Source organism: Nonomuraea aridisoli, from assembly GCF_003236395.1.
Classification (GTDB): Bacteria; Actinomycetota; Actinomycetes; order Streptosporangiales; family Streptosporangiaceae; genus Nonomuraea; species Nonomuraea aridisoli.
In genome coordinates this window covers 1-19,472 of sequence record NZ_POUD01000072.1, presented here as the reverse complement: position 1 = coordinate 19,472, position 19,472 = coordinate 1, and the positions used below count along the sequence as shown (strand labels likewise).

The window sequence follows — 19,472 nt, the reverse complement described above, 5'->3', positions numbered from 1 at the left end:
AACAGTCGAGCCACATCGTTGAACCGGTTCGCCCGTCCCGGCGATCGAAGCATGCCGCCGATGGAGGCAGTCCTGCTCGTTCCTGGGGGAGAGGGGGACGTCCGGGCGACGATGCGAGGGAGCATGGCAACGCAGTCGTCGAACCGGTTCGACAATCAGGAGGTGAGAGTGGCGACGATCGGAGACGTGGCCCGGGAGGCCGGGGTGAGCCGCAGCACGGCGTCCTACGCGCTGTCGGGCAAGCGGCCCATCTCGGAGGAGGTGCGCCGGCGCGTGCTGGCGGCCGCCGAGGCGCTCGCGTACACGCCGAACGCCGGCGCCCGCGCGCTCGCCACCGCTCAGACCAAGGTCCTCGGTCTGCTCGCCCAGTTCCACGAGGACGAGTTCGCGCCCGCGATGATGCAGTACATCCTGGGCGTCACCAACACCGCCCGCGACCTGGGCTACGACACGCTGCTGGTCACGGAGGCCGACGGGGTGCGGGCGCTGCGGCGCGTCACCGACTCCCGCATGGTCGACGGCGTCGTGCTCATGAACATCGCCCACGAGGACGCCCGGCTGCCCGTCCTGCGCGCCGCGCCGCAGCCGGGCGCCCTGGTCGGGCTGCCCGGCGACTGCTCCGGGCTCGACGTGTTCGACCTGGACTTCGAGGAGGCCGGGCGGGTGATGGTGGACCACCTCCACCGGCTCGGCCATCGCGAGCTCATCCTGATCTCGCACCCGGAGCACGTGGTCGAGCGGGGCGGCGCCTACGTGTGGCGGCTGCGCGACGCGGCGCTCGAACGCGCCCGTCAGCTCGGGGTCACCCTGCACGCCGTCTACGGCGAGTCCCGGCAACCCGCCGTGGGACGCCTGCTGAACGGTCTGCTCGACGCCTACCCGGCGGCGACCGGCCTGCTGATCAACAACGAGGCGGTCGCGGCGGCGCTGCCCTCGGTCACCTACGCACGAGGGCTGCGGGTGCCCGACGACCTGTCGGTCATCGGCCGCTACTCCGCCGACTTCGCCGCGACCTTCTCCCTGCCCTACTCGTTCATCGAAAGCGCGCCCGACCGCCTCGGTGCGATGGCGGTCCGCCAGCTCGTACGCCGCGTGGAGTCCACGCAGGCCCGCGCGGAGCCGTTCGTGGTGCGCTTCATCTCGCCCGAACTGGTCTCCCGGGAGAGCACCGCGCCCCCGGGAAGCACCCGCTCCTGACCCCCGTACTTCCGGCACGCTCCCCGATGTGAGCGTTATCTTTGGAGGAATCGTGAACCGTCCGTCGGAGTTCACGAGGGCGTCGGTCTTCGCGACCGCCGTCCTGGCGCTGTCCGCCCTCACCGCCTGCGCGTCGGCCCCCCAGGGCGCGTCCGGCTCCGGCACGGCCTCCGCCGGCGGCTCGTACACCTGGTGGGACCCGTACCCCCAGCACGACGCGTCCTCCGCCTGGGCCAAGCGGGTCGGCTCCTGCGGGCAACAGGCCGGCGTCACCATCGAGCGCACCGCGTACGACACGACCGCGCTGACGAACCAGGCCCTGCTGGCGGGACAGGAGGGCAACGCGCCGGACGTCATCCTCCTCGACAACCCGGCCGTCTCCACGCTGGCGGACGCCGGGATGCTGACCCCGATGGCCGACTTCGGCCTCGACACCGCCAGGTTCGACGCGAACCTCATCGCCGCCGGCGAGCTGGACGGCAAGACGTACGGCATCCCCATCGGCGCGAACACCCTCGCCCTCTACTACAACAAGAAAATCCTGGATGAGGCCGGCGTCGACCCGGCCTCGATCAAGGACTGGGCCTCGCTCGGCGCGGCGCTGGAGAAGGTCAAGGCCGCCGGCGCCAAACCGATCACCTTCGCGGCCATCGGCACCGAGGAGGGCTCGTTCCAGTTCCTGCCGTGGTTCTGGGGCGCCGGCGCGCAGCTCACCCGGCTCGACTCGCCCCAGGCCGTCGAGGCGCTGACGTTGTGGACCGAGTGGGTCAAGAGCGGCATCGCCCCTAACTCCGTCATCAGCAACTCCCAGAACACCACCTGGGAGGAGTTCCTGACCGGCGAGTTCGCCTTCGCCGAGAACGGCACCTGGCAGATCAACAGCGCCGCGCAGGCGGACTTCCCCACCGGCGTCGTCCAGATCCCTGGCAAGGACGGCGGCGTCGCCGCCACGCCCACGGGCGGCGAGTTCATCACCGTCCCGGTGCAGAAGGACACCGCCCGGTACGCCGTCACCAAGAAGATCCTCGAGTGCATGACGACGCCCGAGGGCCTCGTGGAGACCGGCACCACGTTCGCGTACTACATCCCGTCCACCGCCGACGGGCAGGAGCAGATCCTCGCCAAGGAGCCCGGCCTTCAGCCGTGGGTGGACGCGGTGCGCTCGGCCAAGGGGCGGACCAGTGACAACCTCGGCACCGACTACCCGCCGATCTCCGAGGCGCTGTGGACCGCGGTGCAGAAGGCGCTGAGCGGCGCGGCGAGCCCCGCCGACGCGCTCGAGCAGGCGCAGGCACAGGCGGAGCAGGCGACCGGCGAGTGATCCCATGACCTCGCTTCGCACCGAGCCGGTCGCGGTGAGCGGGGCGGCGCGCCCGGCCGCCCCGCGCGGGCGGGCCCGGCGGTGGACGGCCTTCGCCTTCCTCGCCCCGCTCATCGTCTACCTGCTCGTCTTCTACGCCTATCCGCTCTATCGCAACATCGAGCTCAGCGTGCACGACTACACGCCGCGCGCTTTCGTGCAGGGCGACCCGGAGTTCACCGGCCTGGAGAACTACCTGGACATCCTCGCCGACGACACCTTCCTGCGGGCGCTGCGCAGCACGGCCGTGTTCACGCTGGCCTCGATCGCCGCGCAGTACGCCATAGGACTGGCCCTCGCGGTCTTCTTCCACCGCCACTTCCGCCTCGCGGCGCCACTGCGGGCGATGTTCCTCGTGCCGTGGCTGCTGCCGCTGATCGTCTCCGCGTCCACCTGGTCGTGGATGCTCAACAGCGAGAACGGCATCGTCAACGCGGCGCTGCAGGCGTTCGGCGTCGGCCAGATCAACTGGCTGACGTCGCCGGACACCTCGCTGCTGGCGGTCACCATCGCCAACATCTGGCTCGGCGTCCCGTTCAACCTGGTAATCCTGTACGCCGGGCTGCAGAACATCCCCGGCGAGCTGTACGAGGCCGCCGGTCTGGACGGGGCCGGGGCGTGGCAGCGCTTCCGGCGCATCACGCTCCCGCTGCTGCGGCCGGTGTCGCTGATCACGTTGCTGCTCGGGCTGATCTACACGCTCAAGGTCGTCGACATCATCTGGATCATGACCAGGGGCGGCCCGGCGGACGCCTCGACGACGCTGGCCATCTGGTCGTACCGCGAGGCGTTCGGCACCGGCCAGCCCGACTTCTCCCCGGCGGCGGCCGTCGGCAACCTGCTCATCCTCATCGCCTTCGTCGCCGGGCTCGCACACGTGCGCCTGCAGCGAAGGGAGGAGACCGCATGAGAGCGTGGAAGACCGCGGTGGGCGTCGTCCTGGTCGGCGTGATGCTCTTCCCCGTCTACTGGATGGTCAACGTCTCGCTCACCAAGACGAGCGACATGCGGGCCGACCCGCCCCATTGGTTCCCCTGGGACCCCACGTTCGAGGGGTACGCCGCCGCGCTCGGCCAGCAGCTGCCCGCTCTGGCCACCAGCCTCTTCATCGGCCTGGGCGCCGTCGCGCTCACGCTCGCCGTGTCGCTGCCGGCCGGGTTCGCCCTGGCCAGGCTGCGTCCGCGCGGGGCACGGGCGATCGACTTCCTGCTGCTGGTCGCGCAGATGATCCCCGCCGTCGTCATGGCCATGGGCTTCTACGCGATCTACATCAGGCTCGGGCTGCTCAACACGGTCGCGGGCCTGATCGTGGCCGACTCGACGCTGGCCGTGCCGTTCGCGGTGCTGCTGTTCCGGGCGTTCATGGCGAGCATCCCCGGCGAGGTCATGGCCGCGGCGCAGATCGACGGGGCGAGCACCTGGCGGACGTTCCGGTCGATCGTGCTCCCGCTCAGCCGCAACTCCGTCATCACGGTCTCGCTCTTCGCGTTCCTGTGGGCGTGGTCGGACTTCATCTTCGCCTCGACCCTCAACCGCAACAGCGACGTCATCCCGATCACGCTCGGCATCTTCCGCTACATCGGCAACAACACCACGCAATGGAACTCGATCATGGCGACCGCCGTGGTCGCGTCCCTGCCCGCGGCCTTCCTCCTCGTCCTCGCGCAGCGCTACATCGCCGCCGGGGTCACCGCGGGCGCCGTCAAGGACTGACAGAAAGGGTTTCCGCCATATGACCAGCCCCGTGCTGCCGTCCCACGGCCGGGCACGCCCCCTCGGGCTCGCGCAGGTCTCGCTCACCGGCGGGTTCTGGGGGAGCCGCCAGGCGGTGAACGCCACGGCGACGCTCGCCCACTGCGAATCGTGGATGGAGCGCCTCGGCTGGCTGGCCAACTTCGACCGGGTCGCCGACGGGACCACTGGGCCGGACCGTCCCGGTTGGTCGTTCTCCGACTCGGAGGTCTACAAGCTGCTGGAGGCCCTGGCCTGGGAGAGCGCGCGGACCGGCGACCCGGGGACGGAGGCGGCGATCAAGCGGCTCACCGCCCGCGTCGCCCGCGCCCAGGACCCGGACGGCTACCTCAACACCTGCTTCGGTCACGCCGGGCAGCCGCCGCGCTACAGCGACCTGGAGATGGGACACGAGCTCTACAACACCGGCCACCTGCTCCAGGCCGCCGTGGCCCGGCTGCGCACCCGCGGCGAGGACGACCTGGTCCGCCTCGCGCGGCGGGCCGCCGACCACGTGTGCCGCGTGTTCGGTCCCGACGGGCTGGCCGGGATCTGCGGCCACCCGGAGATCGAGGTCGGCCTGGCCGAGTTCGGCCGCGCGCTGGGGGAGGAGCGGTACGTCGAGCAGGCCCGCCTGTTCCTCGACCGCCGCGGCCGCGGAACGTTGCGGGACATCCCGCTGGGGCGCGCGTACTTCCAGGACGACGTCCCGATCCGCGAGGCCCCGGTGTGGCGCGGCCACGCCGTCCGCGCGCTCTACCTCGCCGCCGCGGCGGTCGACGTCGCGGTCGAGCGCGGCGACGACGAACTGCTGCGCGCCGTGGAACGGCAGTGGGAACGCTCGGTCGCCCGCCGCACCTACCTCACGGGCGGCATGGGCTCGCGTCACCAGGACGAGGGATTCGGCGAGGACTGGGAGCTGCCCCCGGACCGGGCCTACTGCGAGACCTGCGCCGGCGTCGCCTCGATCATGGTCTCCTGGCGGCTGTACCTGGCCACCGGCGACGTCCGCTACACCGACCTCATCGAGCGCACGCTCTACAACGTCATCGCGACCTCCCCGAGCGCCGACGGCCGGGCGTTCTTCTACGCCAACCCCCTCCACCAGCGGGTTCCCGGCAGACCGGCCGGCCCGGACGAGGTGAGCCCGCGGGCGGAGGCCGGCGTGCGGGCCGCCTGGTTCGACGTCTCCTGCTGTCCCACGAACGTCGCCCGCACGCTCGCCAGCCTGCACGCCTACCTCGCCACCAGCGACGACGAGGGCCTGCAGATCCACCAGTACGCCCCCTGCGAGATCCGCGCCGAGCTGCCGGGCGGGCGGCCGGCGGCCGTGGACGTCGAGACCGACTATCCGGTGAGCGGTGCCGTGCGCGTGCGGATCGCGGCCGACGCGCCCGCGCCCTGGACGCTCGCCCTGCGCGTTCCCGCCTGGGCCGCCGGGGCCATGCTGACCGAGGGCGGGCGGACCCGCCCGGTCGAACCCGGTCTGGCGCGGGTGCGGCGCGCCTTCCGCGCCGGCGACGAGATCGTCCTGCACCTGCCGGTGGAGCCCCGCTTCACCTGGCCCGATCCGCGCATCGACGCCCTGCGGGGGTGCGTGGCGGTGGAACGCGGGCCCGAGGTGTTGTGTCTTGAGTCCCGTGACCTGCCCGATCCCGGCGGGTTCGACTCCCTCGTCGTCGATCCCCGGTCCGTTCCCCGGGCCGTTCCGGACGGCGCCCGGGTGCGTGGCCGGACGCTCGCCCTCGCCGACCCGTCGTGGCCCTATCCGGCCGGGCCGGCCGGTGCCGCCGAGGGCGGAGAGTGGTTCGACGTGCCGCTGCGGCCGTACCACGAGTGGGCGCGGCACGGGCCGTCGAGCATGCGGATCTTCCTTCCCGTCGCCCCTGACGGTCTCGAAGGGACCGTTGCCCGATGACCGCCTCAGGCCCGGTGTTCTCCCTGCGGGAGATCCCGTTCAGCTACCACGGGTCGTGGTTCGGGTTCTCGCCCGTGGTGGCCGAGAAGACCTACGCCCAGGACGTGCACCTGGTCTCCCACCAGACCGGGATGCACCCGATCCTGACGCTGGTCCCCGCGGCCGCCGCCGCGATCACGGCCACTCCGCAGCGGCTCACCTGGAGCAACGGCGAAGGCCGGATCGACCTCGCCTACGAGAGCGCCGACACGGCACGCGTGCGCGGGCGCGGGCTCGGCCTGAGCCTGCTGGCCGCCGACCCGGTCCTGACCCCGTTCAGCGGGCCGTACTTCTACCAGGACCCCATCGACGGCTCGTCCGTCTTCACCGTCTACCAGACCGGCCGCCGCTACCGGATCACCCTCCTCGGCGGGCAGGCCGAACAGGTGGGCGCGCAGGCGCTCGGCGCCGCCGAGCGCGGGGTCGTCCTGAGCGGCGAGTGGGAGATCGCCATCGAGGAGTACGAGACCGCCCGCGCCCCCTACACCGCGAAGGAGCCCTTCGACGAGGTGGTCGAGGCCGCGCGGGCGCAGTTCGACTCCTTCGCCGCGGCGGTCGCGCCGTGGCGCAGCGACCGCACCCCCGCCGCGGAACTCGCCGCCTACGTGCTGTGGTCGGCCACCGTGCGCCCGGCCGGGTTCGTCACCCGGCCCGCGGTGCTGATGTCGAAGCACTGGATGGACAAGGTGTGGAGCTGGGACCACTGCTTCAACGCCATCGCCCTCGCCGCGGGCCTGCCCGGCCTGGCCTGGGACCAGTACCATCTGCCCTTCGACCACCAGGACGCGGCCGGCGCCCTGCCTGACTCCATCACCCATTCCGAGATCCTCTACAACTTCGTCAAACCGCCCATCCACGGGTGGGCTCTGCGCCACCTTCCCGCGCCGGCCGTGCCGCAGGACACCTACCGGCGGCTCGAACGCTGGACCGCCTTCTGGCTCACCGCCCGCCGCGCCCCCGGTCACGAACTGCCGCACTACCAGCACGGCAACGACAGCGGCTGGGACAACGCCACCACCTTCGACGCCGAGCGCGTCGTCGAGACCGCCGACCTGGCCGCCTTCCTCGTCCTCCAGATGCGCGAACTCGCCCGCCTGGCCCCCGACCCGGACGCCCGCGCCCGGTGGAGCGCGCAGGCCGACCGCATGCGTGACGCGCTCCTCGCCGAACTGTGGGACGGCGAACGCTTCGTCGCCCGCGGCGTGCTGTCGGGGCGTACCCGGGCCGGCTCCAGTCTGCTCGACCTCATGCCGATCGTGCTGGGGGAGGAGTTGCCGCACTCCATCCGTGCGGCGCTGGCCGCCCGGATCAAGCGGCACCTGACCGCGTTCGGGCCTGCCACCGAGCTGCCCGACTCGCCGCACTACGAGGACGACGGCTACTGGCGCGGTCCCATCTGGGCGCCGTCGACCGTCCTGATCGAGGACGGGCTGCGCCGTGCCGGACATCCGGACCTGGCTGACGAGATCAGCGCCCGCTTCCGTGCCCTGTGCGAGAGGTCGGGATTCGCCGAGAACTTCGACGCCCGCACCGGCCAGGGCCTGCGCGATCGTGCCTACACCTGGACGGCCGGCGCCTACCTTCTCCTGGCCGCCGCCCACGAGAGACGCACCACGAGATGAGCGCGCGGCCTAGCGAGGGGCTTCGGCGCGTTCCTTCAGTTTCTGGTTGAGCCGGTCGAACAGGGGCGCGAACCTGCTCACCATGGGCCACATCATCGGGGCCAGCGCTCCGGTGACGGTTTCCCGGTGGAGTAGGTGGGTGCCGTCTTCGTCGGGGGTCAGCTCGAAGTCGTGCAGGGAGCTGGCGACGCCCGGCGCGATCACGTCGCTGCGCCAGGCCAGCCGCCGCGGTGGGGTCGCCTCCTCGACGGTCGCGCGCATCGGCACAGTGAGGGAGATGCCGGGGATCAAGGCGGTGGGCAGGGTCAGGCGGCTTCCCGGCACCGGTTCGCCGCGCAGCCCGGGGGTGAGCGGATTCCACTCCGGGTAGGCGGTGAAGTCCACCAGGATCGCCCATACCTGCTCAGGAGTAGCGGAGATGTGGATCTCCGTCCGGATCTGGCGCACGCCTCCACCCTACATAGAGGAACGATCTTGGAACAGGGGGGACGAGAAGGCGGGGAACGGCCAGGTCAGCAGGGGCTCCACGTCGGGTGGGCCACAGCTCGGCGGCCGGCGTTCGGATCCGTGCGTACGCAAGCGGAGAACTCACGAAGTCGTACGTGGGATTGCGGTCTGCATTGCAAACCTCGGACCCGGACTCTAGGCTGAAGGAAAGGTCTGTACCGCAAACCGGAAGGTCCGATGGTCAACGCCTACGAACTCGATCGCCTCGATCGCATCCACCGATCCACCGCCGAGCACGCCCACCGCCGGGGGCTCTACCTGGTCGCCTACGGTGTCCTTCTCGGGTTCCTCGCGTTCGACGGCGTGCGGGAGAACCATGTCGTCCCTGTGCTGCTCTTCGCCGTTCTGCTCGCCGCCGTGTCCGGCTACTACCGCAAGACGTTCGGCACGGTCGTCCCGCGGCGCGACGGTGCCAGGTTCCGCGCCTTCTGGCTCATCCCCGTGCTGCTGTCGGGCGTGCTGGTGGTGATCATCGCCGCCAACGTCACCGGGACGCCCGGGTATCTCACCGGCGGTCTGATCTTCGCGGTCTTCCTCGCGTCGATCGGCGGACCGCCCTGGTCCGGCCGCCGCCACTACCCGGTCTCCGCCATGGTGCTCATGGCTCTCACCCTGGCCCCGCTCGGCGTGCTCACCCCGTCGGGAGAGCATCCCTTCGCCTCGGCCGACACCCGCTGGCAACTCCTGGTCGTCGGCGCGCTGCTCGTCGTCAACGGCCTGCTCGACCACCGCGCCCTGGTGCGCTCACTTCCGCGACCGGCTCGCGAGGAGGAATGAGGTGGGCACCCCTTTCGAGGACATGACGGAGATCGACCGGCTGGTGCACGACCCCTCCCGGCTGGCGATCACCAGCGCGCTGTCGGCCTGCGAAAGCGCCGACTTCCTCTTCCTCCAGCGCGTCACCGGGCTGTCCAAGGGCAACCTGTCCAGCCATCTCGCCAAGCTGGAGAAGGGCGAGATCGTCAAGATCGTCAAGACCGGCGAACGCCGCCCCCGCACCGTCGTCAGCCTCACCGAGTCCGGCCGCACCACCGTCGCCGAACACTGGGACCGGCTGATGCGCCTGCACGAGGCCGCCCGCACCTGGAACCCCTCCGAGGCCTGACGGTGCGGCGCCGAAACCCGGCCTCGGCGAAGGCCTGTCGAGTACGCTCGGGGCCGTCGCCTGGCCAGGGCGCTCTTACGGCCTGGTGATCGGCCGGGCAGGACGGCCCGTCGCTCGTGCATGGGTTTCCGTGGCCGGGCCCGGCGTCAGGGTTCGCGGGCGCGGAGGTAGGCGTCGAGGTCGGCGGCGCCCTTGAGCATGGCGCGGGCCCGGGCGGACAGGCGGGCCTGCCAGTCGCGCAGGGTCGACTCCAGCGGGGCGACGCCTCCGGCGGAGCGCACCTGGGCGATCAGCGGGGCGATCTGCTCCAGCAGATAGCCGCCCCGCCGGAGCTGGTGGGCCAGCCGCACGTCGCGTACGTCGGCCGCGCTGTAGACGCGGTAGCCCGTCTGCGGGTCGCGGCGCGGCCGGACCAGCCCGGCGTTCTCCCATTTGCGCAGGGTGGCGGGGCGGAGGCCGAGCCGCTTGGCCAGGGGGCCGATGAACGTGTCGCCGCGCTCCTGCGGCACGGGCGCCAGATCGCGCAGCGCCGCCTCGACGGCCTGGAGGGTGCGGCGGTCGTCGAGGAGCTGGCCGTGGCTCTCGTCGATGAGCCGTAGCGCCTCCTCGGTGGCGCCCCGGTTGACCGCCTGCATGATCGACGTGGCCGTCTGGTGACCGTGCCCGGGCATGAGCGAGAGGAACGCGCGCAGGGCGTGTGCGTGCAGCGGCGTGTAGGTGCGGTAGCCGTGGGCGGTGCGTTCGGCGGCGGGCAGGATGCCGGCGTCTTCGTAGTTTCTGATCGCCTGGGTGGACAGGCCGTGCTCGCGCGCCAGGTCCACCGGCCTCATGGGTGCATCATCGATTGAAGGTCCGTCGCGATGAAGGTGGTGATTTCGCGGAAAAGTTTACACCGAAAGTTCAACGATAGCGTTGAAGGCATGGATATCAAGGACATGGCCCGGCCTCTCGACGGCGCGGGCGTCTCGGCGTTCCTTCGGTCACTTCCCGCCCAGCCCCGGCTGCTCGGCCTGGGCGAGGCCCGCCACTTCGTCGGGGAACTGGGCGAAGTGCGCAACGAGATCTTCCGGCATCTGGTCGAGCACGAGGGCTACCGGTCGTTCGCCGTCGAGAGCGACTGTCTGATGGGCCTGGTGGTGGACGACTACATCGCGACGGGCGAGGGCTCGCTCGATGACGTCATGGAACGCGGCTTCAGCCACGGCTTCGGCGCCTCACCGGCCAACCGCGAGCTCGTGCGCTGGATGCGGGCGTACAACGAGGAGCATGACGAGAAGCTCCGGTTCTACGGGTTCGACGGGCCTCTGGAGTACTGGGCGGCGAGCCCGCGCCAGGCGCTCACCGCCCTCTACGCTCTCCTCGACGGCCCCCTTCCCCGCACTGTGGTGACCGAAGAGGCACTCGACACGCTGCTGGGCCCGGACGAGCGGTGGTCGAACGAGGCCACGGCCATGGATCCGTCCCAGTCGATCGGCCGGTCCGCCGACGCCCGGCAGTTGCGGCTGATCGCCGACGACCTGGCGGCGCTGCTCGACACGCAGCTGCCGCAGCTGAGCGCGGAGGACAGGGAGCGGGCGGCACTGTACGCGCGCACCGCCACCGGCCTGCTCCGCTACCACCACTGGATGGCCGACGCCTCCCCGGCGCGGTGGACCCGGCTGTCGGCCCTGCGGGACGCGATGATGGCCGCCAACCTGTGTGCCATCGCCGAGCACGGCCCGGCCCTGGTCTTCTCCTCCAACCTCCATCTCCAGCGGAACAGGACCTTCATGCCGTTCGGCGACCAGGTGCTGGAGTGGTGGAGCGCGGGAGCGATCGCCGGGACGCACCTCCGCGACCGGTACGCCTTCCTGGCCTCGGCCCTCGGCACGGCCGGCGACGACGTCCCGGCCCCGGACACCGTGGAGGGCGTCCTCTCCACGCTCCCGTGGGACCGCGCGATCATCGACGCCCGCCGCCTGGCCCAGGCCGTCGAGAAGCCCGTGCCGCGCGTCTCCCACGATTTCGCCTATTTCCCGCTGGACCCGGCGCAGCTCGACATGATCGACGGCATCGTCTTCCTCAAGTCCGTCGCCCTGGATTGACAGGACGCGTGCGAGCCAGGCGCGGCTCGCACGCGCATCAAGAAATCTACAATGTAAAGGTGCGGGGTTGAGATGTGCCCCTTTCACCCCTCACAAACCCAAATCAACGATTGGAGAACGCCAGACCACTCGGGCTCGGCCGTGATCGCTCTGTGGCAGGTGATCCCTCGCTTGGCGGGCCCAGCACGACCTGCCCGTCCCTCTGCTGGCCGCGGCGAGCTTCGCCGTCGCTGTCGGGCTGCACTGGAAACCCGCAACGCCGTGATCAGTGTCCTGGGCGCCACCGTCCTGCGCGTGGTGGTCTCGACCCTCTGGCAGACCTGACCCGCCGATCGACCGGCTCGGCACCGCGTCAGGCTTGTACGGTGGGGCGGACGACGATCTCGTTGATGTCGATGGCGGCGGGCTGTTCGATCGCGTAACCGATCGCGGATGCGATCGCGGTGGGCGGGATGGCGATCTCGTCACGCTGCCGGGAGAGGGCCACCGCTGTTTCGGGGCTGCCTCCCTTGCCCACGCCCTCGGTGTCGGTGAATCCCGGTGAGACGAGGGTGACGCGGAGGTCGGGGCCCGACTCCTGTCGCAGGCCCTCGGTCAGCACCTTCACCGCTGTCTTGGTGGCCGCGTAGACGCCCATGGGAGATTTCACGACGTAGGCCGCGGTGGAGGCGACGTTGACGAACTGGCCGGAACGCTGCCGCCGGAAGATGGGCAGTGCCGCGCCGATGCCGTTCAGCAGGCCGGTGATGTGCGTGGCGACCATGGCGTCCCAGTCGTCCTGGCGCAGCTCGTCGAACGGTGACACCGCCATCGTGCCGGCGTTGGAGACCAGCACGTCGAGCCGGCCGTACCGGTCGACGGCGGTGTCCGTCAGGCGCTTGAGGTCTTCGCGGCGCGTCACGTCGATGACGGTCCCGACGGCGGAGCCGCCCTGGGCCGTGATCTGCTCCACCACCGCGTTCAGCCGGTCCTTTCGTCGGGCGCCGAGCACGAGCCTGGCCCCCTTCTCGGCGAGCCAGGTCGCCGTGGCCGCTCCGATGCCGCTGCTGGCGCCGGTGATCACTACGACCTTGCCTTCGATCCCTGACATGATCAACGTCCTTCCACAAGGGGGATGGCCTACAGTGAAAGTGGAGGCGCCACCACTTAGGTAGAGGCTAAGTGGGCGCGCCTCCGTTTAGCAAGTCGATCAGAGAGGGGAGACGGCGACCGTTGATGGCCGGCAGTGCACAACGCCCGTTGCGAGCTGACGCACGGCGTAACAGAGACAAGATCCTCGCGGCCGCGGTGCGCGTGTACGCCGAGGAGGGGCTGGACGCGCACCTGGAGCGCATCGCCAAGGAGGCGGGCGTGGGCAGCGCGACCCTGTATCGCAATTTCCCCACCCGGGAGGCTCTGATCGAGGCGGTCTACCGCAACGAGCTGGTCCAGCTGTGCGACGCCGTCCCCGGTCTGCTCGCGTCGAAGCCGCCCTACGAGGCCCTGCGCGCCTGGACACGTCTTTTCATGGACTACGTCACCGCCAAATTCGGCATGGCCGACGCGTTGCGCGCCATCGCCGCGGCGGGAAGCAACCCCTACAGCCACAGCCGCGACATGATCCAGGCCGCGATCGCCACCCTGATGGACGCCTGTGTGGCCGCCGGCGAGATTCGCACCGACATCAGCCCCACCGACCTGGGCGCCGCCCTCGAAGGCATCGCTCTCACCTCGGCCGGTCCCGAACGACGACAACAAGCCGAACGCCTGCTCGACCTCACCCTCGACGGCCTGAAAGCCCGTTCCTGAGGTGGTTCACATGCCTTCGGGGGTGGGGCCGGAGATCGGGGCGGCGCCGGACATGATGTGATTGATCTCGGTGATGTCGTCGGATCCGAGGGTCAGGTCGGCGGCGGTGAGGCTCTCGTCGAGGTGGCAGGGGTCGCGTGCGCCGACGATGGCGACGTGGACGTCCGGGTGGGCGAGCACCCACGCGAGCGCGAGCTGGCCGACGGTGGCGCCGAGGCGTTCGGCGTAGCGGCGCAGTTCGGCGACGATCTGGAGGTTGCGCAGGAAGCCCGGGCCGGTGAAGTCGGGGCTCTGGGAGCGCCAGTCGTCGTCGGGGAAGGTGGTGTGCTCGTCGAAGCCGCCGCCGAGCAGGCCGTGCGCGAGGGGTCCGTAGACGAGCACGCCGAGGTCGTGCTCGGCCGCGTACGGCAGCACGTCGGCTTCGATGTCGCGGTGGAACAGGTGGTAGGGCGGCTGGAGGGCCTCCACGCCGGGAAAGGCGCGCAGCTGGTCGGTGTCGAAGTTGGAGACGCCGATGTGCCGGATCAGCCCTTCGGTGACCATGTCCCGCAGGGCCTGGGCGCTGTCGGCGTACGGGGTGCGGGGGTCGGGCCAGTGCACCTGGTAGAGGTCGATGTGGTCGGTGCCGAGGGCTTCCAGGCTGGCTTCGACGCCGCGGCGCAGCCAGGCGGGGCTGGAGTCGCGGACGAGGACGTCTCCGTCCATGCGCAGGCCGCCTTTGGTGGCGATGACGACGTTGTCGCGGTCGCCGTCGAGGGCGCGGCCGAGGACGCGTTCCGCGATGCCGAAGCCGTAGCCCTGGGCGGTGAAGGTCGGTCAGCGGCGGCCGACGGTCTTGCGCCAGTGGAAGCCTCCGGGCAGGTTGACCGAGAGCGTACGGCGGCCGTCCGCCGTACGGGTCACCCGGAACAGCCGGTTGCCCCAGCTGTGGCCCACGCCACCGCGGGAGAGGTTCAGCCGGAACGGGCCGAACTTGAGCGACTTGCGGTAACTCAAGCCCATATCGCACTCCTCATTGCGTTTCGCGGGAACCCTTCGCCTACCCCGCGAGGGCGCGATATATCGGGTCGAGTCAAGGAAAGGTCAAGCGGGTCGCGTCCGGACACGTCGCGCCGGGTGCCTACACTTGTCGGACGTGACTTCCAAGCCGCGTATCCCCGATGTCCTGGCCGCCCGCTACGCCTCGCCGGAGCTGGCCCGCCTGTGGTCGCCCGAATACAAGATCGTCGCGGAGCGGCGGTTGTGGCTGGCGGTGCTGAAGGCGCAGGCCGAGCTGGGGATCGCGGTGCCCGAGGGCGCCATCGCCGACTACGAGAAGGTGGTCGAGCAGGTCGACCTCGACTCCATCGCCGCCCGTGAGCGAGTGACCCGCCATGACGTCAAGGCGCGCATCGAGGAGTTCAACGCACTGGCCGGGCACGAGCAGGTGCACAAGGGCATGACCTCGCGCGACCTGACGGAGAACGTCGAACAGCTGCAGGTGCGCGACAGCCTGCTGCTGGTGCGCGACCGGGTGGTGGCGCTGCTGGCCCGGCTGGCCCGGCTGGCCGCCGAGCACGAGGCCACCGTGATGGCGGGCCGTTCCCACAACGTGGCGGCGCAGGCCACGACGCTGGGCAAGCGGTTCGCCACGGCGGCCGACGAGCTGCTGGTGGCCCACCGGCGGCTGGAGGAGCTCATCGCCCGCTATCCGCTGCGTGGCGTCAAGGGCCCGGTCGGCACCGCCCAGGACATGCTCGACCTGCTCGGCGGCGACCGCGGCAAGCTGGCGGAGCTGGAGGGCCGGGTGGCCGCCCACCTGGGGTTCGAGCACCGCTTCACCAGCGTCGGGCAGGTCTACCCGCGTTCGCTGGACTTCGAGGTGGTCACGGCGCTGGTGCAGCTGGCGGCGGCGCCGTCGTCGCTGGCGAAGACGATCCGGCTGATGGCCGGGCACGAGCTGGTCACCGAGGGCTTCAAGGAGGGGCAGGTCGGCTCCTCGGCGATGCCGCACAAGATGAACACCCGCTCCTGCGAGCGTGTCAACGGCCTGGCCGTGGTGCTGCGGGGTTACGCCTCGATGGTGGGCGAGCTGGCCGGCGACCAGTGGAACGAGGGCGACGTGTCGTGCTCGGTGGTGCGCCGGGTGGCGCTGCCGGACGCGTTCTTCGCCTTCGACGGGCTGGCGGAGACGATGCTGACGGTGCTGGACGAGTTCGGCGCCTTCCCGGCGGTGATCGCCGCCGAGCTCGACCGCTACCTGCCGTTCCTGGCGACGACGAAGATGCTGATGGCGGCGGTGCGGGCCGGGGTGGGGCGCGAGCAGGCGCACGAGCTGATCAAGGAGCACGCGGTGGCGGCGGCGCTGGCGATGCGCTCGCGCGGTGCGGCCAACGAGCTGCTCGACCTGCTGGCGGGCGACGCCCGGTTCCCCCTGGACCGCGGGCGGCTGGAGGAGCTGCTGGCCGACCGGGTGTCGTTCACCGGGGCGGCGGCCGACCAGGTGCGGGAGGTCGTGCGCCAGGTGGAGGAGGTCGTGGCGGCCCACCCGCAGGCGGCGGCGTACCGGCCGGGGGCGATCCTGTGATCCGTGAGCTGCGCGGGGAGGCGGAGCTGCGGGCGGCGTGCGGGGACGACGACCTGGTGATGTGGACGGCGCAGGGCCTGACCGGCGGCGCGCGGGCCTGGGCGCTGGGCGAGGCGGTGGTGGCCGGCTGCCGGGGGGTGTCGCGGGCGGACCGGCTGGCGGTGTGGGGCGACGCCTCGTGTGCGGTCGAGCTGGTGCGGCACGCGCTGGCCGAGCTGGGGCCGTCCTTCCGGCCGTGGGGTGAGGCGGCGCTGATGAGCGAGGTGACGGCCAAGCTCGACGACGTGCGCGAGGGCGGCAGGTTCTCGTGGATGAGCCTGCCCGCCGGCGCTGTGGGCGGCGCGGTCGAGGGCGTGGCCTGGCTGGAGGGCGCGGACGCCGAGGTGGGCGCGCTGCTGGCGCAGGACGCGCCCGCGTCGTACGCGGTGCCGGGCCTGCCGGGCGTGCGCCGGTGGGCGGGGATGCGCGAGGACGGGGTGCTGGCCGCGGTGGCGGCCGACGCGTGGTCGGCGCCGTCGGTCGGGCTGCTGGCGGGGGTGGCGACCCGGGCGGCCTTCCGCGGCCGGGGGCTGGCCGAGCGGGTGTGCCGGTGGGTGTCGGCGCAGCTGGTCGCGGCGCACGGGCGGGCGGCGCTGATGGTGGACGACGACAACGCCGCGGCGCTCAGGGTGTACGAGCGGATCGGCTACCGCCGGCTCCCGGTGATGGCCGCCCACGTCAACTGGGCCTCCTGAGGCCGGCGCACCACTCTGCCGGGTGTCCCTTCTGAGACGGGAGAACACGCCTTCGATGGCCAGGATCACCTCGCGGTTGATCGTGGACGGTGCGCTGCCGTTACAGCCGGCGATCTCTCCGGACGGCCGCTGGGTCGCTTACACGGTGAGCACGCTAGGCCGGCCGGAAGACCGTCAGCGCAGCGCGATCTGGATCGCCGCGACCGACGCGAGCTCACCGCCCAGGAAGCTGACCGCGGGAGCGGCGAAGGACTTCCTCCCGCGCTGGGCGCCGGATTCGGCCTCGCTCTACTTCGGATCGGATCGGGTGGAGCGAGGGACCGTGCAGTTGCATCGGATCTCCGCGGACGGCGGTGAGGCGGAGACGCTGACCACCAGGCCGGGCGGAATCTCCGACCACCTCCCTCTTGCCGGCCACGGGCTGGTCGCGGTGGTGGCCGAGGATGCGCCGGCCTGCGAGGACGTCAGGGTATGGGGAGAGCATGTCCCCTACGGCCGGTTGTGGCTGCTCGACCCGGACACCGGGCGGCTGGGCAAGGTGGAAGGGCTCGACGACAGGCACGTCGCCGAACTGGCCCAGTGTCCGGACGCAGGCCCCCTCGCGGTGCTCAGCTGGGCCGTGCCGGATCTCGATCCGGGCTGCTCGACCTGCGCGTTGCACGTAGTCGACCCGGAGACCGGCACGGTGCGGGATCTCGGTGACGTCGAGCCGGCGGCGTCGTCGCCGGTTTGGTGGCGGACGGACGGCGTCTGGCATCTGTGTTATCTGGCCACGACCCCGCCCGGCCCCGTCGGCGGCCGGGCGGTCTTCGACGTCACCGTGCCCGCGGCCGGTGCCGCGGCGGACCGTCGCAACCTGACCGCAGGGATGGCCGTCTGCCCGGCCGGTCTGGCGCAGGTCGCGCACGGGCCGCCCCTGGCGCTGTTCGCCGACGGGCTCGACACCGCGATCCACCGCCTCGATCCCGCAACGGGACGGTTCCAGCGGATGTCCCGCGTAGCGGGCTTGGCCGTCTCCCTCACCGCGAGTCACTCGGGCGAGGTCGTCGCCGCGCTGGTGAGCTCGGCCTACGAGCCCATGAACGTCCACGCCGGGCCGCCTGCCGCTCGGCTCACCCGGCTCAGCGACACCAGGCCGGAGCTTCGCGGGCTTCGGTGGGGAACGCAGGAACGCCTGTCGTACCGGGCGGCCGACGGGCTCGACCTCGACGGGCTGCTGATCCTGCCGGTGGGCGCGAGCCGCCACGACGGCCCGTTCCCGCTCGTCACGCTGGTGCACGGCGGCCCGTACGCCCGGTACGCCGACCAGTTCATGCTCGGCGTGTTCCCGTCGGGACAGTGGCTCGCGGCCGCGGGGTACGCGGTCTTCCTGCCCAACCCGCGCGGCGGCGAGGGCCACGGGCACGCGTTCGCGGCGAGCGTCGCCGGCGCGGTCGGCATGGACGAATGGACGGACATCGTCACCGGCATCGATGTGCTGATCGAGGACGGCGTCGCCGATCCCGACCGGCTCGGGATCGGCGGGTGGAGCCACGGCGGGTTCATGGCCGCCTGGGCGGTCGGGCGGACGACGCGGTTCAAGGCCGCGGTGATGGGCGCCGGCATCTGCGAGGGAGCCGGCCCGCACCGGCACGACGAGCTCAGCCCCGTCTCGTACGCCTCCGAGATCCGCACGCCGGTGCTGATCCTGCATGGTGAGGACGACACGAACGTGCCGCTCGGCCAGTCCACCTACTTCCACCGCGCGCTGCGGCGGTTCGGCGTCGAGCACGAGTTCGTCGTCTATCCGCGCGAAGGTCACGCGATCCGGGAACGCGGCCACCAGCTCGACGTCCTCGAACGTACCCGCGCGTGGTTCGACCGGTGGCTGGCCGGCCCCGCCTGGCGCTCCCCTTGCTGAGAGCGCGGGCAATCTCGGCACCTCGCTCGGCACGGTGCTCGCGTCGACAGGCCGGTGCGGGGGTCCGCGTTAAATCGGGTGAGGTTCCGGCGGCGCTGGTGCAGAGTTGTCCGCGTGATGTCCGATTTCGTCCCAGGTATCGACCTGTCGAGGGCCTTCTACGGTGAGGTGGTGGCGCCGCTGGTGGCGGGTGTGGAGCACAGCGCGGCGCTGGTGGGTCCGGGCTCGGAGGTGCTGGCGTTCGACACCGCCCGCTCCACCGATCATGACTGGGGTCCGCGCGTGCTGGTGTTCGTGGCGCCCGAGCGGGTGGCGGAGGTCGAGGCGAAGGTGGTGGCCGGGCTGCCGGAACGGTTCCGCGGCCTGCCGACCGTCTTCGAGTACCACGAACGCACCCGGCCGGGTGTGACGGTGACGGATCTGGGGTCGTGGCTGGTGGGCGAGCTGGGGTTCGACCCGCGGGCCGGGGTGTCGCTGCTGGACCGGCTGTCGGCGCCGTGGCAGCGGCTGGCCGGGGTGACGCGGGGTGAGGTGTTCCACGACGGCCTGCCGGGCGCGGGCCTGGAGGCGGCCAGGGCGGCGGTGCGCTGGTATCCGGACGACGTGTGGCGGTACGTGCTGGCCTGCCAGTGGCGGCGGATCGCGCAGGAGGAGCCGTTCCCCGGCCGGTGCGCGGAGGTGGGGGACGAGCTGGGCTCGGCCGTGGTGGGGGCGCGGCTGGCGCGGGAGGTGATGCGTCTGGCGCTGCTGCTGCGGCGGCGTTATCCGCCGTACGCGAAGTGGCTGGGCAGTGCGCTGGCGCGGCTGCCGGGGGCGGCGGAGCTGCGGGAGTCGCTGATCGCGGCGGTCGCGGCGCGCTCGTGGCGGGAGCGTGAGGAGGGGCTGACGGGGGCGTACGCGCGGCTGGCGGCGCTTCAGAAC

At 71.6% G+C, this 19,472-nt stretch carries 18 protein-coding genes and 1 pseudogene; 14 read left to right on the top strand and 5 right to left on the bottom strand.

Features of this window, described 5'->3' with window-relative positions; all coding sequences use genetic code 11:
• The first annotated feature begins 168 nt into the window (after positions 1–168).
• Genes C1J01_RS19035 through C1J01_RS19010 form a run of 6 tightly spaced genes read left to right on the top strand, consistent with a single transcriptional unit; the run spans position 169 to position 7,867 of the window.
• Positions 169–1,197, top strand: a complete 1,029-nt coding sequence (locus C1J01_RS19035; protein WP_111180322.1) for a LacI family DNA-binding transcriptional regulator — start codon at positions 169–171, stop codon at positions 1,195–1,197.
• Between the two features lie 52 nt (positions 1,198–1,249).
• The gene (locus C1J01_RS19030) at positions 1,250–2,518 is read left to right on the top strand and encodes a sugar ABC transporter substrate-binding protein (protein ID WP_235854528.1); all 1,269 of its coding nucleotides are present in this window, start codon (positions 1,250–1,252) and stop codon (positions 2,516–2,518) included.
• Positions 2,519–2,522: 4 nt separating this feature from the next.
• Positions 2,523–3,467: a carbohydrate ABC transporter permease gene (locus C1J01_RS19025; RefSeq protein WP_111180321.1), complete on the top strand. Its 945-nt coding sequence runs from the start codon at positions 2,523–2,525 to the stop codon at positions 3,465–3,467.
• Positions 3,464–4,270 carry a carbohydrate ABC transporter permease gene (locus C1J01_RS19020; protein WP_111180320.1) on the top strand — a complete coding sequence of 269 codons (807 nt, stop codon included), beginning with the start codon at positions 3,464–3,466 and terminating at the stop codon, positions 4,268–4,270. The genes C1J01_RS19025 and C1J01_RS19020 overlap by 4 nt, the downstream gene beginning before the upstream one ends.
• A gap of 19 nt (positions 4,271–4,289) precedes the next feature.
• The gene (locus C1J01_RS19015) at positions 4,290–6,206 is read left to right on the top strand and encodes a glycoside hydrolase family 127 protein (protein WP_111180319.1); all 1,917 of its coding nucleotides are present in this window, start codon (positions 4,290–4,292) and stop codon (positions 6,204–6,206) included.
• Entirely contained in the window at positions 6,203–7,867 is a 1,665-nt protein-coding gene (locus C1J01_RS19010) for an amylo-alpha-1,6-glucosidase (protein ID WP_111180318.1), read from the top strand. Before C1J01_RS19015 ends, C1J01_RS19010 begins: the two co-directional genes overlap by 4 nt.
• Before the next feature lie 9 nt (positions 7,868–7,876).
• On the opposite strand, the gene C1J01_RS19005 is transcribed toward C1J01_RS19010, so the two are convergent.
• Positions 7,877–8,314, bottom strand: coding sequence for an SRPBCC domain-containing protein (locus C1J01_RS19005; protein WP_111180317.1), 438 nt, complete (start codon positions 8,312–8,314; stop codon positions 7,877–7,879).
• Positions 8,315–8,551: 237 nt separating this feature from the next.
• Between C1J01_RS19005 and C1J01_RS19000 the strand changes: the two genes are divergently transcribed.
• Together C1J01_RS19000 and C1J01_RS18995 are read left to right on the top strand one after the other, a co-directional pair.
• On the top strand, positions 8,552–9,151 hold the full coding sequence (locus C1J01_RS19000) for a hypothetical protein (protein WP_111180316.1): 600 nt from the start codon (positions 8,552–8,554) through the stop codon (positions 9,149–9,151).
• 1 nt (position 9,152) lies between these two features.
• Positions 9,153–9,479, top strand: a complete 327-nt coding sequence (locus C1J01_RS18995) for a transcriptional regulator (protein ID WP_181448842.1) — start codon at positions 9,153–9,155, stop codon at positions 9,477–9,479.
• Between the two features lie 146 nt (positions 9,480–9,625).
• On the opposite strand, the gene C1J01_RS18990 is transcribed toward C1J01_RS18995, so the two are convergent.
• The gene (locus C1J01_RS18990; RefSeq protein WP_111180315.1) at positions 9,626–10,309 is read right to left on the bottom strand and encodes a TioE family transcriptional regulator; all 684 of its coding nucleotides are present in this window, start codon (positions 10,307–10,309) and stop codon (positions 9,626–9,628) included.
• Between the two features lie 90 nt (positions 10,310–10,399).
• On the opposite strand from C1J01_RS18990, the gene C1J01_RS18985 reads away from it, so the two are divergent.
• On the top strand, positions 10,400–11,563 hold the full coding sequence (locus C1J01_RS18985; protein ID WP_111180314.1) for an erythromycin esterase family protein: 1,164 nt from the start codon (positions 10,400–10,402) through the stop codon (positions 11,561–11,563).
• A 352-nt stretch (positions 11,564–11,915) separates the two neighbouring features.
• Here the strand turns inward: C1J01_RS18985 and C1J01_RS18980 are convergent, their stop codons facing one another.
• A complete protein-coding gene (locus C1J01_RS18980; protein WP_111180313.1) occupies positions 11,916–12,653 on the bottom strand; it encodes an SDR family oxidoreductase in 738 nt (245 codons plus the stop codon).
• Positions 12,654–12,778: 125 nt separating this feature from the next.
• On the opposite strand from C1J01_RS18980, the gene C1J01_RS18975 reads away from it, so the two are divergent.
• Complete coding sequence (locus C1J01_RS18975) at positions 12,779–13,351, top strand: TetR/AcrR family transcriptional regulator (RefSeq protein ID WP_111180312.1); 573 nt, start codon at positions 12,779–12,781, stop codon at positions 13,349–13,351.
• A gap of 6 nt (positions 13,352–13,357) precedes the next feature.
• Here C1J01_RS18975 and C1J01_RS18970 read toward each other — a convergent pair.
• Together C1J01_RS18970 and C1J01_RS18965 are read right to left on the bottom strand one after the other, a co-directional pair.
• Positions 13,358–14,146 (bottom strand): annotated as a pseudogene (locus tag C1J01_RS18970) (aldo/keto reductase); the annotation flags it as partial.
• 21 nt (positions 14,147–14,167) lie between these two features.
• Complete coding sequence (locus tag C1J01_RS18965; protein WP_111180310.1) at positions 14,168–14,353, bottom strand: DUF4236 domain-containing protein; 186 nt, start codon at positions 14,351–14,353, stop codon at positions 14,168–14,170.
• Between the two features lie 133 nt (positions 14,354–14,486).
• On the opposite strand from C1J01_RS18965, the gene purB reads away from it, so the two are divergent.
• The 4 genes from purB to C1J01_RS18945 form a co-directional block, all read left to right on the top strand.
• The gene (gene purB, locus C1J01_RS18960) at positions 14,487–15,917 is read left to right on the top strand and encodes an adenylosuccinate lyase (protein ID WP_111180309.1); all 1,431 of its coding nucleotides are present in this window, start codon (positions 14,487–14,489) and stop codon (positions 15,915–15,917) included.
• Positions 15,914–16,651 carry a GNAT family N-acetyltransferase gene (locus C1J01_RS18955; RefSeq protein ID WP_111180308.1) on the top strand — a complete coding sequence of 246 codons (738 nt, stop codon included), beginning with the start codon at positions 15,914–15,916 and terminating at the stop codon, positions 16,649–16,651. The genes purB and C1J01_RS18955 overlap by 4 nt, the downstream gene beginning before the upstream one ends.
• 55 nt (positions 16,652–16,706) lie before the next feature.
• Positions 16,707–18,551, top strand: a complete 1,845-nt coding sequence (locus tag C1J01_RS18950; RefSeq protein WP_111180307.1) for a S9 family peptidase — start codon at positions 16,707–16,709, stop codon at positions 18,549–18,551.
• 117 nt (positions 18,552–18,668) lie between these two features.
• The coding region (locus C1J01_RS18945; protein WP_235854527.1) for a DUF4037 domain-containing protein at positions 18,669–19,472 on the top strand (804 nt) is incomplete at its 3' end.